This is a genomic window from Brachybacterium sp. SGAir0954 (assembly GCF_005490785.1).
In the GTDB taxonomy this organism is placed as follows: Bacteria; Actinomycetota; Actinomycetes; order Actinomycetales; family Dermabacteraceae; genus Brachybacterium; species Brachybacterium rhamnosum.
The window spans coordinates 2,691,563-2,707,725 of record NZ_CP027295.1 but is presented as its reverse complement, the minus strand read 5'-3'; the positions used below and the strand labels follow the sequence as shown (position 1 = coordinate 2,707,725).

The following is a 16,163-nucleotide window of genomic DNA, read 5'->3' as shown; positions in this document are numbered from 1 at the left end:
GTCCTGTCGGTCACCTCCGTCGGCCGCTGGCGACGGGACACGCTATGCTGTGACCGAATGTGATCAGAAGGTGCAGCACCCGAGCACGAACGGTCATCTCGGGTGGGGAGAGGGAGGACGGCCATGGAGATCGTCATCGCGCAGGACGCGGCCGCCGGGGCACGCGCCGTGGCCGACGAGTTCGAGCAGGTCCTCCGGGACGGGGACGCCCCGGTGCTGGGCCTCGCGACCGGCTCCTCGCCGGTCGCCGCCTACGCGGAGCTGATCCGCCGCCACCGGGAGGAGGGGCTCTCCTTCGCGGGCGCCCGCGCCTTCCTCCTGGACGAGTACGTGGGCCTGCCCGCCGACCACCCCCAGAGCTACCACCGCTTCATCCGCGAGCAGCTCGTGGACCACGTGGACCTCGAGAGCGCCGCCGTCCTCTCGCCGGACGGCGCCGCGACGGACCCCGCGGTGGAGGCCGAGCGGTACGACGCCGCGATCGCCGCCGCCGGGGGAGTGGACCTCCAGATCCTCGGGATCGGCGTCAACGGCCACATCGCCTTCAACGAGCCCGGCAGCTCGCTCGCCTCCCGCACCCGCGTCGTCGCCCTCACGCGCTCGACCATCGAGGCGAACACGCGCTTCTTCGACCGCGCCGCGGACGTCCCGCGCCATGCCCTCAGCCAGGGCCTCGGCACCATCCGCGAGGCGCGTCGGATCGTGCTCACGGCGACCGGGGAGCAGAAGGCCGCCGCGGTCGCCCAGCTCGTCGAGGGCGCGGTGAGCGCCCGCTGGCCCGCGACGGTGCTGCAGCTGCACCCGCACGTGACCGTGGTCGTGGACGAGGCGGCCGCGTCCCGGCTCGAGCTCGCCGAGGACTACCGCGCCGCCCGCTGATCGGCGAGCCTGCGCCCCAGGGGCGGCTCCTGTCCTGGGTGCGGGCGGAGGCTGGTCACAGTTCGGGGCCCCGGACGGTCCCGAGCGGGAGCGCGGAGGGCCCGGCCGATACGATTCCCGCATGCAGGCTGATCCCTCCTCCGGCGGCGCAGCGAGCGTCGCGACCCGATCCCCCCTGGACCGCTACTTCCACCTGAGCGAGCGCGGGTCGACCGTCGCGCGCGAGGTGCGCGGCGGCCTCGTCACCTTCTTCTCGATGTGCTACATCGTGGTGCTGAACCCGCTCATCATCGGCACCGTGCCCGATTCGACGGGGCACTACCTGGGCGGTGGCACCGAGCCCAACCTCGCGGCGGTCGCCGCCGGCACCGCCCTCGTGGCCGGCGTGCTGACCCTCCTCATGGGCGCCTGGGCGAAGTTCCCGCTCGCCCTCGCGGCCGGCCTGGGCCTGAACGCCTACCTCGCCTACTCCGTGGTCTCCCTGCCGGGAATGACCTGGGCCGGGGCGATGGGCCTCGTCGCGATCGAGGGCGTGCTCGTGCTCGTCCTCGTGCTCACCGGCTTCCGCAAGGCCGTCTTCGACGCCGTGCCGGCCTTCATGAAGACCGCGATCAGCGTGGGCATCGGCCTGTTCATCGCCTTCATCGGCCTGTACAACGCCCGCTTCATCACCCACGCCGCCGGCACGCCCGTGCAGCTGGGCAACGACGGCTCCCTCACCGGCTGGCCCACGCTCGTCTTCGTCGTGGGCCTCGTGCTCATGCTCGTGCTCTGGGTGCGCAAGGTGCCCGGCGCGATCCTCATCTCCATCGTCACGGCGACCGTGCTCGCGACGATCATCGAGGCGGTCACCGGCATCGGGGCGTACTCCGACGGCACGCTCAGCGCCGCGAACCCCGAGGGCTGGAGCATGAACGTCCCGGCGCTCCAGGGCTCCCCGATCGCTCTTCCCGACTTCGCGACGCTCTTCCAGGTCGACCCGTGGGGCGGGATCCAGGCGGCGGGCGTCGTCGGCGCCTCCGTCATCGTCTTCTCCCTGCTGCTCGCCGACTTCTTCGACACCATGGGCACCATGGTCGCCGTCGCCGGCGAGGGCGACCTGCTCGACGAGAAGGGCGACATCCCCCATTCCCAGCGCATCCTCGTCGTCGACTCCCTCGCAGCGCTCGGCGGCGGCGTCGGCGGCGTCTCCTCGAACACGAGCTTCGTCGAGTCCACCTCGGGCGTGGCCGACGGCGCCCGCACGGGCCTCGCCTCGATCGTCACGGGCCTCGCGTTCCTGCTCGCGACCTTCCTGTCCCCGCTCGTCGCGGCCGTGCCCTACGAGGCGGCGACCCCGGCGCTCGTCATGGTCGGCTTCCTGATGATGACCAACGTGACCTCGATCGACTTCACGGATCCCGAGATCGCGATCCCGGCCTTCCTCACGATCATCTTCATGCCCTTCGCCTACTCGATCACCGTCGGCATGGGCGCCGGGTTCGTCATGTATGTGCTCATCCGTCTCGTCCGCGGCAAGGTCCGCGAGGTGCACTGGCTCATGTACGTCATCGCCGCGATGTTCGTCGTGTACTTCCTGCGCAGCGCGATCGAGGGCCTGCTGCTGTGAGCACCCAGGCGGGGACCGGGGAGGTCGGCGACAAGCAGCTCGCGGCGGAGCTGCGCCGCGTGCTGCTGGTCTCCTCCCGTGTGCTGCGCTCGCACACGGCCTCAGACGAGGTCTCCGCCTCGCAGTACTCGGTCCTCGCCTACCTCGAGCGCTCGGGGGAGTCCACCCCTGGGACGCTCGCGAGCTTCGAGCACGTCTCCCCGCCCGTGATGACACGGATCCTCGCGCGGCTCGAGGAGGCCGGCCTGGTGGCCCGCACCGCCCATCCCCAGGACGGCCGGCAGGTGCTCGTCTCGCTCACGACGACCGGGGAGGAGCTCGTCCGCCGCGGCCGCGAGGAGCGGGACGAGTGGCTGCGCGGCCGGATCGGGAAGATCACCGACGCGGAGCGACGCACGCTCGGCGAGGCGGTCGCGATCCTGCGCCGCACCCTCGTCGGCCCCTGCTGAGGGGCGACTCCTCCCGGGACCCGTCCCGCCACCGGATGCACGAACGGCCGGCCCCCTCAGGGGCCGGCCGTTCGTCGTGCGGGGAGGGAGCGATGCCCGCGCGTCTCAGGCGGTCGCGTCGAGCACGTGGTCGAGCACCGCGACGAGCGCCTCGACGTCGGACTCGGGCACCGCGGGGAAGGTGGCGATGCGGAGCTGGTTGCGCCCCAGCTTCCGGTACGGCTCGACGTCGACGACGCCGTGCGCACGCAGCACGGAGGTGATCGCGGTGGCGTCGATCGACTCGTCGATGTCGAGCGTCGTCACCACCTGGGAGCGGGCGGCCGGATCGGTCACGAAGGCCGTCACCTCGGGCCGACGGTCAGCCCACTGGTGCAGGAGGCCGGAGGTCGCCCGCGTGCGGGCGTCGGACCAGGCGAGACCGCCCTGCTCGAGCAGCCACTCGACCTGGTCGGCGAGCAGGGCCAGCGTCGCCACGGCGGGCGTGTTGAGCGTCTGGTCCTTGCGGGAGTTGTCGATCGCGGCCTGCAGGGAGAGGAACCCGGGCACCCAGCGGTCGGACTGCGCCTCGAGCCGGCCCGCGCGCTCGATCGCGGCGGGGGAGAGGAGGGACAGCCAGAGCCCGCCGTCGGAGGCGAAGGCCTTCTGGGGCGCGAAGTAGTACGCGTCCGTCCGGGAGACGTCCACCTGGGCGGCGCCGGCGACCGAGGTCGCGTCGACGAGCACGAGCTGGTCCTCGCGGGCGCCGGCGGGACGCTCCACGGGGACCATCACCCCGGTGGAGGTCTCGTTGTGCGGCCACGCGTAGGCGTCCACGTCCTCGTCGACGACGGGGCGGGGAAGGCTCCCCGGCTCCGCGGAGATCACGAGCGGGTCCAGGAGATGGGGAGCGGTGGTGGTCTCGGTCGCGAACTTCTGCGAGAACTCGCCGAGCACGAGGTGCTCGGAGCGCCGCTCGACGAGGGCGATCGCCGCCACGTCCCAGAAGGCCGTCGAGCCGCCGTTGCCGAGGACGACCTCGTAGCCCTCCGGGAGCGAGAAGAGCTCCGCGAGGCCGCGACGCGTGCGGGCGACGAGCTCCTTGACGGGCTTCTGGCGGTGGGACGTCCCGAGGACGCCGCGGTAGGTCGTGCCGAGCGCGTCCACCTGCTCGTCACGCAGTCGCGACGGACCGGAGCCGAACCGGCCGTCGGCGGGCAGCAGCGAGGTCGGGATGCTCAGCGCGCGGATCGCCTCGGCGCGGGCGGTGCGGGGATCGGTCATGGATGTGCTCCTCCGTCTCGTCGGCCCGGATGCTCTTCGGGGCGGGCCGAGGTCGAGGCCCATCCTGCCAGCGCGCCGCGCCCGGGGCGTGCCCGGTCCGGGCTCCGGGCTCCGGCGCTCCCGGCATCGCCATGGAGGTTTCCCTGGCATGATCGGGGCATGAGCCGTGCCGATCTGGACAAGAAGCCCTACGACGTCGCCGGGATGTTCGACAGCATCGCCGGCCGGTACGACCTCATGAACGACCTGGCGGCGCTGGGGCAGGTCCGCATGTGGCGCGAGCTGATGGTGGATGCCCTCGAGCTCGACGAGGACGATGCCGTGCTCGACCTCGCCGCCGGCACCGGGACCTCCTCCACCGCGATCGCGCGAGCAGGCGCCCGTGTGGTGGCCGCGGACTTCTCCCTCGGCATGATGACCGAGGGCAGGCGCCGCGGCGCACCGGTCCCCTTCGTCGGGGCGGACGCGCACCACCTCCCCTTCGCGGACGACTCCTTCGACGCGGCCGTCATCTCCTTCGGCCTGCGCAACGTCCAGGACCCCCGCCGCGGGATCGCGGAGATGACCCGCGTGGTGCGACCCGGGGGCCGGGTCGTGGTCTGCGAGTTCTCCACCCCCACGGCGCGAGTCGTGCGCACGGTCTACGAGCGCTACCTGCTGCGCGCCCTCCCTGTGGTCGCCTCCCGGTTCGCCACGAGCTCGGATGCCTACGACTACCTCGCCGAGTCGATCCTCGACTGGCCGGATCAGCACGAGCTGCGCGGCTGGTTCCAGGAGGCCGGCCTCGAGCACGTCCGCTACCGGAACCTCACCGGGGGGATCGTGGCGCTGCACCGCGGGTACGTCCCCACAGCGGGGGAGGGGCCGACGGGCACCTCGGCAGGCGGGGCACCGCAGGCGCTCTGAGGAGCCGGCGGTCGTCCCGGACGAGCCCGTGCACAGGGGGTCCGCACGCCGTCTGTTCCGACGGTGGATCCCCGGGGCGGCACCCCCGCCGAGGGCAGGGGACACGGAACGCCCGCCCCGCCGGGCCTGTTCAGGGCTCGGATTCCCCTCTGACCTGCGGTGATGCCGGGAGCGAGAGGAAAGTGGCCGAGGCCACTCCGAAAAGGGGCCTCTCGAGTTGACCGGGCCCGGGGATCCACGTAATGTTCTTCCTCGTGCCCGGGAGATCGGGACAGCGGGAAGGCCAGCAGTGGCGGAACGCGAAATCGACTCCCACCAGGCGCTTCGGATAACTTCAGAACTGATGAGGCGCGGTTCACACCGCACCGAATTGACATGGAGAACCAGATCCCCTAAGTTATAGGGGTTGCCTCGGAGTGAGGAACTCGGAAGGGTTCTGATACTGAGTGCGCGTGTTGCTTGATATCTCAATAGCGTGTCTATTTGTTGATGCCAATATTTGATTGGCAGAATATACGGATGATTAGCAGTTAAATGCTGGTTGTTTGTTTTTTTGTCAGGTTTATAGTTTTTCATGTTTTTCATGGAGAGTTTGATCCTGGCTCAGGACGAACGCTGGCGGCGTGCTTAACACATGCAAGTCGAACGATGACGACCGAGCTTGCTCGGTCTGATTAGTGGCGAACGGGTGAGTAACACGTGAGCAACCTGCCCTTCACTCTGGGATAACCTCGGGAAATCGGGGCTAATACCGGATATGAGCTCCTGTCGCATGGCGGGTGTTGGAAAGTTTTTCGGTGAAGGATGGGCTCGCGGCCTATCAGTTTGTTGGTGAGGTAGTGGCTCACCAAGGCGATGACGGGTAGCCGGCCTGAGAGGGCGACCGGCCACACTGGGACTGAGACACGGCCCAGACTCCTACGGGAGGCAGCAGTGGGGAATATTGCACAATGGGCGAAAGCCTGATGCAGCGACGCCGCGTGAGGGATGACGGCCTTCGGGTTGTAAACCTCTTTCAGCAGGGAAGAAGCGAAAGTGACGGTACCTGCAGAAGAAGCGCCGGCTAACTACGTGCCAGCAGCCGCGGTAATACGTAGGGCGCAAGCGTTGTCCGGAATTATTGGGCGTAAAGAGCTTGTAGGTGGCTTGTCGCGTCTGCCGTGAAAACCCGAGGCTCAACCTCGGGCGTGCGGTGGGTACGGGCAGGCTAGAGTGTGGTAGGGGAGACTGGAACTCCTGGTGTAGCGGTGAAATGCGCAGATATCAGGAAGAACACCGATGGCGAAGGCAGGTCTCTGGGCCATTACTGACACTGAGAAGCGAAAGCATGGGGAGCGAACAGGATTAGATACCCTGGTAGTCCATGCCGTAAACGTTGGGCACTAGATGTGGGGAACATTCCACGTTTTCCGCGTCGTAGCTAACGCATTAAGTGCCCCGCCTGGGGAGTACGGCCGCAAGGCTAAAACTCAAAGGAATTGACGGGGGCCCGCACAAGCGGCGGAGCATGCGGATTAATTCGATGCAACGCGAAGAACCTTACCAAGGCTTGACATGCACCGGACGACTCCAGAGATGGGGTTTTCTTCGGACTGGTGCACAGGTGGTGCATGGTTGTCGTCAGCTCGTGTCGTGAGATGTTGGGTTAAGTCCCGCAACGAGCGCAACCCTCGTTCCATGTTGCCAGCGCGTAATGGCGGGGACTCATGGGAGACTGCCGGGGTCAACTCGGAGGAAGGTGGGGACGACGTCAAATCATCATGCCCCTTATGTCTTGGGCTTCACGCATGCTACAATGGCCGGTACAAAGGGTTGCGAAACTGTGAGGTGGAGCGAATCCCAAAAAGCCGGTCTCAGTTCGGATTGGGGTCTGCAACTCGACCCCATGAAGTCGGAGTCGCTAGTAATCGCAGATCAGCAACGCTGCGGTGAATACGTTCCCGGGCCTTGTACACACCGCCCGTCAAGTCACGAAAGTCGGTAACACCCGAAGCCAGTGGCCCATCCTCGTGAGGGAGCTGTCGAAGGTGGGATCGGTGATTGGGACTAAGTCGTAACAAGGTAGCCGTACCGGAAGGTGCGGCTGGATCACCTCCTTTCTAAGGAGCTACACCAATGATTGGTGGCTGTCTGCTCACCCGCGTGTGGTGAGGATGGTTGCTCAAGGGTGGAACATCAACGAAGAGGCACTTCGCCGGCGGTGACCGGCTCCAGTACGACCTGCTCTCGAGTGGGTGTGGAACGAGCGGTGGTCATGGTGGGTTCGAGGTGGAGGCACGCTATTGAGTTGTGAGGCTGCACGCAGCCCTGTCACCGGTCTTCGGGTTGGTGCGGGGTGTGTGGCTGGTCCTCCCCTGCATGGTCGGCGCGGTTGCGTTGGTGGTGTGGGTGTGGGGTTGCTTCTTGAGAACTACATAGTGGACGCGAGCATCTTGTAAGCAATTTTAGTGTCTTTGTGTTGCCAAGTCTTAAAGGGCACACGGTGAATGCCTTGGCAAGAGGAGCCGATGAAGGACGTGGGAGTCTGCGAAAAGCCTCGGGAAGGTGACAACCGACCTGTGATCCGAGGATGTCCGAATGGGGAAACCCACCAGGGGTCATGCCCTGGTACCCGCCACTGAATGTATAGGTGGTGTGGAGGGAACGCGGGGAAGTGAAACATCTCAGTACCCGCAGGAAGAGAAAACAAATAGTGATTCCGTGAGTAGTGGCGAGCGAAAGCGGATGAGGCTAAACCAAGCCTGTGTGATACCCGGCAGGGGTTGCAGGTTGGGGGTTGTGGGACGTGCTGGACTGTTCTGCCGGACGGTCGACGTGAATGTGTGATGGTAGTCGAAGTCGTGTTGAGTGCGACGGCGTAGAGGGTGTGACCCCCGTAGACGAAACTGTTGCATGGCGTTGAGTGCTGTTCCCGAGTAGCACCGGACCCGTGAAATCCGGTGTGAATCTGCCAGGACCACCTGGTAAGCCTGAATACTACCTCTTGACCGATAGCGGACAAGTACCGTGAGGGAAAGGTGAAAAGTACCCCGGGAGGGGAGTGAAATAGTACCTGAAACCGTGTGCTTACAATCCGTCGGAGCCTTACGGGGTGACGGCGTGCCTTTTGAAGAATGAGCCTGCGAGTTAGTGGTCGGTGGCGAGGTTAACCCGTGTGGGGTAGCCGTAGCGAAAGCGAGTCTGAACGGGGCGTTCAGTCGCCGGCTCTAGACCCGAAGCGAAGTGATCTATCCATGGGCAGTGTGAAGCGCGGGTAAGACCGCGTGGAGGCGCGAACCCACTTCAGTTGAAAATGGAGGGGATGACCTGTGGATAGGGGTGAAAGGCCAATCAAACTTCGTGATAGCTGGTTCTCCCCGAAATGCATTTAGGTGCAGCGTTGCGTGTTTCGTGCCGGAGGTAGAGCACTGGATAGGCGATGGGCCCCACCGGGTTACTGACCTTAGCCAAACTCCGAATGCCGGTACGTGAGAGCGCAGCAGTGAGACTGTGGGGGATAAGCTTCATAGTCGAGAGGGAAACAGCCCAGAACATCAGCTAAGGCCCCTAAGCGTGTGCTAAGTGGAAAAGGATGTGAAGTTGCTGAGACAACCAGGAGGTTGGCTTAGAAGCAGCCACCCTTGAAAGAGTGCGTAATAGCTCACTGGTCAAGTGATTTTGCGCCGACAATGTAGCGGGGCTCAAGTACACCGCCGAAGCTGTGTCATTCCGGTTCTGCCGGGATGGGTAGGGGAGCGTCGAGCAGCCAGCGAAGCCGCGGGGGAACCCAGTGGTGGAGGCTGTTCGAGTGAGAATGCAGGCATGAGTAGCGAAAGACGGGTGAGAAACCCGTCCGCCGAATGATCAAGGGTTCCAGGGCTAGGTTAATCCGCCCTGGGTTAGTCGGGACCTAAGGCGAGGCCGACAGGCGTAGTCGATGGACATCGGGTTGATATTCCCGAACCGATCGTAGGAGGACCCATACCGAGGCAGTCGATGCTAACCACCCGATCAGTCCTCTTGCCCTTCGGGGTGAGGGATGCTGTGAGGCTGGGAACCAAGGTTGTAGTAGGTCAGCGCGAGGGATGACGCAGAGAGGTAGCTTCCGCGGACTTAATGGAATAGTCCGTCTAAGCGTGCAGCCCGACCCCGGGTAATGCTGGGGTCATCAAGGGTGAGACGTGATGGGGATCCCGTATGGGCGTAGGTGAGTGATCCTGTACTGCCAAGAAAAGTTCCGGCGTGACGAATACGGTCGCCCGTACCCTAAACCGACTCAGGTGATCAGGTAGAGAATACCAAGGCGTTCGAGAGAATCGTGGTTAAGGAACTCGGCAAAATGCCCCCGTAACTTCGGGAGAAGGGGGGCCTGAAGGGTGAGAGCCCTGAGGGCCGCAGAGACCAGGGAGAAGCGACTGTTTACTAAAAACACAGGTCCGTGCGAAGTCGTAAGACGCTGTATACGGACTGACGCCTGCCCGGTGCTGGAAGGTTAAGAGGACCGGTTAGCTCTTTGGAGCGAAGCTGAGAATTTAAGCCCCAGTAAACGGCGGTGGTAACTATAACCATCCTAAGGTAGCGAAATTCCTTGTCGGGTAAGTTCCGACCTGCACGAATGGCGTAACGACTTCTCCACTGTCTCAACCGCGAACTCGGCGAAATTGCATTACGAGTAAAGATGCTCGTTACGCGCAGCAGGACGGAAAGACCCCGGGACCTTTACTATAGTTTGGTATTGGTGTTCGGAACGGCTTGTGTAGGATAGGTGGGAGACTGGGAAGCATTCACGCTAGTGAGTGTGGAGTCGTTGTTGAAATACCACTCTGGTCGTTCTGGATTCCTAACCTCGGTCCGTGATCCGGATCAGGGACAGTGCCTGATGGGTAGTTTAACTGGGGCGGTTGCCTCCCAAAAAGTAACGGAGGCGCTCAAAGGTTCCCTCAGCCTGGTTGGCAATCAGGTGTTGAGTGTAAGTGCACAAGGGAGCTTGACTGCGAGACAGACATGTCGGGCAGGTGCGAAAGCAGGAACTAGTGATCCGGCACCTCATTGTGGAATGGGTGTCGCTCAACGGATAAAAGGTACCCCGGGGATAACAGGCTGATCTTGCCCAAGAGCTCATATCGACGGCATGGTTTGGCACCTCGATGTCGGCTCGTCGCATCCTGGGGCTGGAGTTGGTCCCAAGGGTTAGGCTGTTCGCCTATTAAAGCGGTACGCGAGCTGGGTTTAGAACGTCGTGAGACAGTTCGGTCCCTATCCGCTGCGCGCGTTGGATATTTGAGAAGACCTGTCCCTAGTACGAGAGGACCGGGATGGACTGACCTCTGGTGTGCCAGTTGTTCTGCCAAGAGCATGGCTGGTTGGCTACGTCGGGAAGGGATAACCGCTGAAAGCATCTAAGCGGGAAGCCTGCTTCAAGATGAGATATCCGTGCCCCTTGTGGGTGAGAGGCCCCCAGTAGATGACTGGGTTGATAGGCCAGATGTGGAAGCACAGCAATGTGTGGAGCTGACTGGTACTAATGGCCGATGACTTATCAACATCAAAGTTTTTGTTTGCTGGTGTTCGCGTCCACTGTGTGGTTCTGGAGAAGCAACTCCTGCCACTGCGTCCCCTGGTCGGGGGTGTGGTTGGTCAGGGCTGGTTGGTCTCGCCGTGTTACGGCGGTCATAGCATCGAGGAAACGCCCGGTTCCATTCCGAACCCGGAAGCTAAGCTCGATTGCGCCGATGGTACTGCACTCGGGAGGGTGTGGGAGAGTAGGTCGCCGCCGGACATCTTCATCGGGAAGGGTGGAGGACGTCGCTGGGGTGCTCGTGAGAGTGTCTCGCCGTCCCCCACCCTTCCCTTTTTTCACGCCCAATTCTCGGCGCTGCACTCGTGTCGGAGTCCCACGGCAGGGTGAAGGCGTGCCCCAGGGCCGCGCTGCGGCGTGGGCCGGCACCTCACGGGTGGTGCCACCGACTGATCGGAGGCGCAGTTCGGAGCGCCCGATAGGTGTCCTTGTCCTCGAGCGCGCCGGTCGCGTCGCGCGGATCGGTCACCTCCTGCGGGCGCGTCCCCGACAGCGAGGACGTGGGCTGCCGGGGTGCTGCGGACCTCGGTCGCAGAGCCGTGGCGACTGTTGACCATGCCGCGCGGGCGCCGTGCCCGCGCTGTGACGAGGGGCTGTGACCGGCGTCGTCACGGCCCGTCACACCCTGGTGAGAGCAGTCACGGGAGGCGGGGTTACCCACGCGTCGGGTCTGCGGGGTCCCCTACAGTGGGTGCGCGGAATCATCAACTGAAGAGGGACGGTCGCGTGGCTGAGCACAGCAGGAATGAAGGCGACCGCGGGGACGGCCAGCAGCGCCGGGAGGCCCGCGGTTCGTCGCAGGGAGCCCGGGACCAGCAGCGCCGCGACGGGGATCGCGGACGTCGTCCCGGGGGCCAGGACCGCCGCGACTCCGACCGTGGGTACCGAGGCTCCGATCGACCGCGCCGCGACGGAGATCGTCCGTTCCGCGGAGGGGATCGCCCGCACCAGGACGGTGCTCGTTCCTACGGGAACAACGATCGTCCGCGCAGGGACGGGGGCCGTCCGTTTCGCGGCGACGACCGCCAGCGCCGTGAGGGTGACCGCCCCTTCCGCAGCAACGATCGACCGCGTCGCGAGGGTGAGGGCTCCTTCCGCGGCAGTGACCGTCCGCGTCGCGATGGTGATCGGCCGTACCGCGGCGACGATCGACCGCGCCGTGAGGGTGACCGTTCCTTCCGCAGCAACGACCGTCCCCGCCGTGAGGGCGAGGGATCCTTCCGCGGGAACGATCGACCGCGCCGTGACGGTGATCGTCCCTTCCGCAGCAACGATCGTCCCCGTCGCGATGGCGATCGTCCCTTCCGTGACGACGACCGCCCCCGTCGTGACGGTGACCGGCCGTTCCGCGGCGACGACCGTCGCGGGCAGCAGGGACGCGGAGATCGTGGACCGTGGCGTGAGCACGGTGGCCGTCAGGAGCGCGACGAGCGTTCGCCGCGCCGCGGCGACGATCGCCGTGGGTCCTGGGAGCACCGCGGTGGTCGCCGTGATGACGATCGCGGCCGGCGCCCGTCCCGCGACGGGCACGGCTCGCGGGAGGACCGCGGATCGTGGTCCGGGGGCTCGCGCTCGTCCCGTCCGGGGCAGGAGGCGCGTGCGCAGCGCCCCGTGGAGCCGGAGATCCCCGAGGGCATCACCGGCGCGGAGCTCGACAAGGAGATCCGCGGCGAGCTGCGCGGCCTGAGCAAGGAGACCGCGGAGCGCGTCTCCCAGCACCTCGTCGCCGCCTTCGCGCTCGAGGAGGTTGCGCCGGAGGTCTCGCAGGAGCACGCCCGCTTCGCCGCCCGTCTGGGCGGTCGCGTCGGCGTCGTCCGCGAGATGAACGGCATCCTGGCCTACCGGGCCGGCGACTACAGCACGGCCGTGCGCGAGCTCCGCACCTCGCTCCGCATCACCGGCCGCACCGATGTGCTCCCGATGATCGCGGACGCCGAGCGCGGCCAGGGCCGGCCCGAGCGGGCCCTCGACATCGCCGCCTCCGACGAGGCCGCGGGTCTCGGTGTCGATGCGTCGATCGAGCTGATGATCGTCGTTGCTGGTGCCTACGCGGACACCGGCGACGTCGAGACGGCCCTGCGCACGCTCGACATCCCCGCGCTGCGCCATAAGGTCAACGGTCGCTGGCAGGTGCGGCTCTGGGTCGCCTACGCGGATCTCCTCGAGCCCGCGGGCCGCGGGGACGAGGCCCACCGCTGGCTCGTCCTCGCCGCCGATGCGGATACGGAGGGGCTGACCGATGCGGGGGAGCGCCTGGGCCGTCCGGCCCCGGAGGTCGCCCCCGAGCCCTCCTGGGAGGACGACGAGCAGATCTCCGTCCTTGACGCCTTCGACGCGGAGGCCGAGGAGCACGAGCGTGCCGAGGCCGAGGTCGAGGCGGAGGACGTGGAGCCGGCAGAGGCCGACGCCGGTGCCGTCGAGTCCGAGGACATCGATGAGGTCGAGTCCGACGGCGCTGCAGCTGCCGACGACGCCGACTCCGATGCCGACGCGCCCCATGAGCCCGAGGCCGACGAGGATCCGGAGGACGGGACCGACACGGAGACCGCGGTCTCCGGCGACGGTGACGACGCGACGTCGCCTGACGCCGGGTCGGAGACGAACCCCGAGGTCGAGGCGGAGCAGGCCGAGCAGGCTGAGGGGGCCCGGTGATCCGCAGGCCGGACCTCTCCCTGCTCGAGCAGTACGACGCCTTCCTCTTCGACCTCGACGGCACCTTGATGCACGGTGCCCGCCAGATCCCCCACGGCGGGGACGCCGTCGAGGCCGTGCGCGCCGCGGGACACCCCGTTGTCTTCGCGACGAACAACGCCTCCCGCACCCCCCAGCAGGCCGCCGACCACCTCGGCGTGGTCGGCATTCCCGCCAGGGCCGAGGAGTTCGTGACCTCCCCCCAGGTGGCAGCGCGGCTGCTCGCCGATCGTGTCCCCGCCGGCGCGACGGTCCTGGTCGTCGGCGGGCCGAGCCTCGCGGCCGAGGTCGAGGCCGCGGGCATGGTCCCCGTGGAGGAGGACCGTGAGGACGTCGCCGCCGTGATCCAGGGCTGGAGCCCGGACCTCGGCTGGTCCCGCCTCGCCGAGGGTGCCTACGCGATCCGCCGCGGGGCCGTCTGGATGGCCACCAACGTCGACGCGACGCTCCCCACCGAGCGCGGCCTCGCCCCCGGCAACGGCTCTCTCGTCGCGGCGCTCTGCCATGCGACCGGGGCGGAGCCGCTCGTCGCCGGCAAACCCGAGCCGGGCATGTTCACCGTCGCCGCGCAGCAGGTCGGCGCGCGTCGGCCGCTCGTGATCGGTGACCGCCTGGACACCGACATCGAGGGCGCGAACCGGGCCGGCATCGACGCGCTGCTCGTGCTCACCGGCGTCGACGGCCTCGAGGACGCCCTGCGCGCCGATCCGGTGCGTCGGCCCTCCCACGTGCTGCCGGACCTCGAGCGCCTCGGCGCCCCGTTCGCCCTGCCCGTCGTCGAGGGCGACCACGCGCGCTGCGGCGCCGTCGGCGCGACCTGGACGGATCAGGGGGACATCCGCCTGGACCACGGCGACATCGCCGACGACCGCCAGCAGCGGGCCGTGCTCGCCCTGCTCGCCGTGCACTCCGCCGACCGCGCCTGGACGGGCCGCCTCCTGGATGCGCGGGGGACCGTCCTCGGCCCGATCCCGCGGTGAGCGGGGAGCGGCTGGACCGGGCGCTCCTCGCGGCCGGCCTCGCCCGCTCCCGCACCCACGCCCGGCGCATCGTCGAGGAGGGGCGCGCGCGGATCGGCGGGACGCCGGCGACCAAGGTCTCCCAGCAAGTCCCCTCCGGTGCCGAGCTGGCCGTCGTCGACGTGCCCGACGGCGTCGAGTACGCCTCCCGCGCCGCCCACAAGCTGCTCCATGCGCTCGAGCAGTCCGGAGTGGACCCTGCTGGTCTGCGCTGCCTCGACGCCGGGGCCTCCACGGGCGGCTTCAGCGACGTGCTGCTGCGACGCGGGGCCGCGACCGTGGTCGCCGTGGACATCGGCCACGACCAGCTCGCCGACCACGTCCGCGCGGACGACCGCGTGATCGTCATGGACGGGACGAGCGTCCGCGACCTCACCCCCGGGCTGATCGGCGGGGAGGTCGACCTCGTGGTCGCCGATCTATCCTTCATCTCCCTGCGCACCGTCGTCGCCGCCCTCGCCGGGGCGGTCCGCGAGGGAGGGGACCTGCTGCTCATGGTCAAGCCGCAGTTCGAGGTGGGGCGGGAGGCGCTCCCGCGCACGGGCGTGGTCAGCGACCCCGCCGCGCGCGAGCAGGCCGTGCTCGGTGTGGCCCGTGAGGCCGCGCTCACAGGGCTGCGACCGCTCGCTGCCCGCACGAGCGCCCTCCCCGGGCAGGACGGCAACCGTGAGTACTTCCTGCACCTGCGCCGCACCGGCGCGACCTGCGGGCTCGACGCCGAGGCCTATGACATGATCGGGGACGCCGTGCACGGCGAGGACCGCTCCGCGAGGAGCCGTGGTCCCCGGCGCCCGGCCGGCCATCAGCCCCCGCAGCACATCCAGGAGGACCCACGAGCATGAGACGGTTCCTCCTCTACGTGCACTCCGGGCGCGCCTCCGCGCTCACCGCGATGCTCACCGTCCTCGCCGAGCTCGGCAACCGCGGGGTCCGCGCCGTGATCATCGACGAGCAGTACGACGAGATCCGCTCCGCGCCCGCGAGCGCGCTGCCGCCGACCCTGCTCGACATCCTCGACTCCGAGGAGGTCGACGTCGTCGACGCCGTCTCCGCGGCGGACATGGTCGAGCTCGGGATCGTCCTCGGCGGCGACGGGACCATCCTGCGCGCCCTCGAGGTGGTCCGCGCGGCGGGGGTCCCCGTGCACGGCGTGAACCTCGGGCACGTCGGCTTCCTCGCCGAGAGCGAGGTCGCCGAGCTCTCCACGACCGTGCGACGGCTCCTGGACGTCGATTACGAGATCGAGGAGCGCGCGACGCTCGACATCGTCGTGCGCGACTCCGCCGACCACGTCCTGCACACCGACTGGGCGCTGAACGACGCGAGCCTCGAGAAGGCGGACCGCCAGAAGATGATCTACGTGGTCATCGAGATCGACGGCCGCCCCGTCTCCTCCTTCGGCTGTGACGGCGTGCTCCTGTCCAGCCCCACCGGCTCCACCGCCTACGGCTTCAGCGCCGGCGGACCGATCGTCTGGCCCGAGGTGGACGCCTTCCTGCTCGTCCCGCTCGCCGCCCACGCCCTGTTCGCGCGCCCGCTCGTGCTGGGCCGCTCCTCCGAGGCCGCGATCGAGATGACGATCGACAACCGTGACGACGGCGTGCTCACCCTCGACGGCCGCCGCGTGGTCGACATCCATGCGGGGACGCGCATCGAGGGCCGACTCTCCCCACGCTCCGTGCGACTGGTGCGCCTGAAGAACACCCCCTTCGCCGACCGCCTCGTGGAGAAGTTCCAGCTCCCCGTCGTGGGCTGGCGCGGCCGCGTGGGCCGGCAGGTCTGACCCGGGG

At 67.3% G+C, this 16,163-nt stretch carries 10 protein-coding genes and 3 rRNA genes; 11 read left to right on the top strand and 2 right to left on the bottom strand.

Translation table 11 applies throughout. The annotated features are described in order from the left end of the window. Nucleotides 1-123: 123 nt before the first annotated feature. From nagB to C1N80_RS12125, 3 genes are all read left to right on the top strand, one after another. Nucleotides 124-879 carry a glucosamine-6-phosphate deaminase gene (gene nagB, locus C1N80_RS12135; protein ID WP_137770998.1) on the top strand — a complete coding sequence of 252 codons (756 nt, stop codon included), beginning with the start codon at nucleotides 124-126 and terminating at the stop codon, nucleotides 877-879. A gap of 121 nt (nucleotides 880-1,000) precedes the next feature. Beyond that, nucleotides 1,001-2,488, top strand: a complete 1,488-nt coding sequence (locus C1N80_RS12130) for an NCS2 family permease (protein WP_137770997.1) — start codon at nucleotides 1,001-1,003, stop codon at nucleotides 2,486-2,488. After that, nucleotides 2,485-2,937: a MarR family winged helix-turn-helix transcriptional regulator gene (locus C1N80_RS12125; RefSeq protein WP_137770996.1), complete on the top strand. Its 453-nt coding sequence runs from the start codon at nucleotides 2,485-2,487 to the stop codon at nucleotides 2,935-2,937. The genes C1N80_RS12130 and C1N80_RS12125 overlap by 4 nt, the downstream gene beginning before the upstream one ends. Nucleotides 2,938-3,042: 105 nt before the next feature. On the opposite strand, the gene serC is transcribed toward C1N80_RS12125, so the two are convergent. Further along, on the bottom strand, nucleotides 3,043-4,200 hold the full coding sequence (gene serC / locus C1N80_RS12120) for a phosphoserine transaminase (RefSeq protein ID WP_137770995.1): 1,158 nt from the start codon (nucleotides 4,198-4,200) through the stop codon (nucleotides 3,043-3,045). A 159-nt stretch (nucleotides 4,201-4,359) separates the two neighbouring features. Between serC and C1N80_RS12115 the strand changes: the two genes are divergently transcribed. From C1N80_RS12115 to rrf, 4 genes are all read left to right on the top strand, one after another. Beyond that, complete coding sequence (locus C1N80_RS12115) at nucleotides 4,360-5,106, top strand: demethylmenaquinone methyltransferase (RefSeq protein WP_137770994.1); 747 nt, start codon at nucleotides 4,360-4,362, stop codon at nucleotides 5,104-5,106. 580 nt (nucleotides 5,107-5,686) lie between these two features. After that, nucleotides 5,687-7,205: ribosomal RNA gene (locus C1N80_RS12110) — 16S ribosomal RNA — on the top strand. Nucleotides 7,206-7,565: 360 nt separating this feature from the next. Continuing rightward, nucleotides 7,566-10,629 (top strand): 23S ribosomal RNA (locus tag C1N80_RS12105). Nucleotides 10,630-10,747: 118 nt separating this feature from the next. After that, nucleotides 10,748-10,864 (top strand): 5S ribosomal RNA (gene rrf / locus C1N80_RS12100). Together the 16S, 23S and 5S rRNA genes form the textbook arrangement of a ribosomal RNA operon. Before the next feature lie 417 nt (nucleotides 10,865-11,281). Here the strand turns inward: rrf and C1N80_RS12095 are convergent. Then, the gene (locus tag C1N80_RS12095) at nucleotides 11,282-12,193 is read right to left on the bottom strand and encodes a hypothetical protein (protein WP_137770993.1); all 912 of its coding nucleotides are present in this window, start codon (nucleotides 12,191-12,193) and stop codon (nucleotides 11,282-11,284) included. Nucleotides 12,194-12,274: 81 nt separating this feature from the next. Here C1N80_RS12095 and C1N80_RS12090 point away from each other — a divergent pair, with 81 nt between their 5' ends. The 4 genes from C1N80_RS12090 to C1N80_RS12075 are packed head-to-tail and all read left to right on the top strand — an operon-like array spanning nucleotide 12,275 to nucleotide 16,156. Beyond that, on the top strand, nucleotides 12,275-13,315 hold the full coding sequence (locus C1N80_RS12090) for a hypothetical protein (RefSeq protein WP_240811116.1): 1,041 nt from the start codon (nucleotides 12,275-12,277) through the stop codon (nucleotides 13,313-13,315). Next, nucleotides 13,312-14,334 (top strand): HAD-IIA family hydrolase, encoded by a 1,023-nt coding sequence (locus tag C1N80_RS12085; protein WP_137770992.1) that lies wholly within the window; start codon nucleotides 13,312-13,314, stop codon nucleotides 14,332-14,334. Before C1N80_RS12090 ends, C1N80_RS12085 begins: the two co-directional genes overlap by 4 nt. Beyond that, nucleotides 14,331-15,215 (top strand): TlyA family RNA methyltransferase, encoded by an 885-nt coding sequence (locus C1N80_RS12080; protein ID WP_137770991.1) that lies wholly within the window; start codon nucleotides 14,331-14,333, stop codon nucleotides 15,213-15,215. The genes C1N80_RS12085 and C1N80_RS12080 overlap by 4 nt, the downstream gene beginning before the upstream one ends. After that, complete coding sequence (locus C1N80_RS12075; protein WP_137770990.1) at nucleotides 15,212-16,156, top strand: NAD kinase; 945 nt, start codon at nucleotides 15,212-15,214, stop codon at nucleotides 16,154-16,156. Before C1N80_RS12080 ends, C1N80_RS12075 begins: the two co-directional genes overlap by 4 nt. The last annotated feature ends 7 nt before the right edge of the window (nucleotides 16,157-16,163 follow it).

Excerpts from the sequence above, each read along its gene's own strand:
- C1N80_RS12130 (WP_137770997.1), top strand. The coding sequence starts at position 1,001 with ATGCAGGCTGATCCCTCCTCCGGCGGCGCAGCGAGCGTCGCGACCCGA.
- serC (WP_137770995.1), bottom strand. The coding sequence starts at position 4,200 with ATGACCGATCCCCGCACCGCCCGCGCCGAGGCGATCCGCGCGCTGAGC.
- C1N80_RS12115 (WP_137770994.1), top strand. The coding sequence starts at position 4,360 with ATGAGCCGTGCCGATCTGGACAAGAAGCCCTACGACGTCGCCGGGATG.
- C1N80_RS12075 (WP_137770990.1), top strand. The coding sequence starts at position 15,212 with ATGAGACGGTTCCTCCTCTACGTGCACTCCGGGCGCGCCTCCGCGCTC.
- nagB (WP_137770998.1), top strand. The coding sequence starts at position 124 with ATGGAGATCGTCATCGCGCAGGACGCGGCCGCCGGGGCACGCGCCGTG.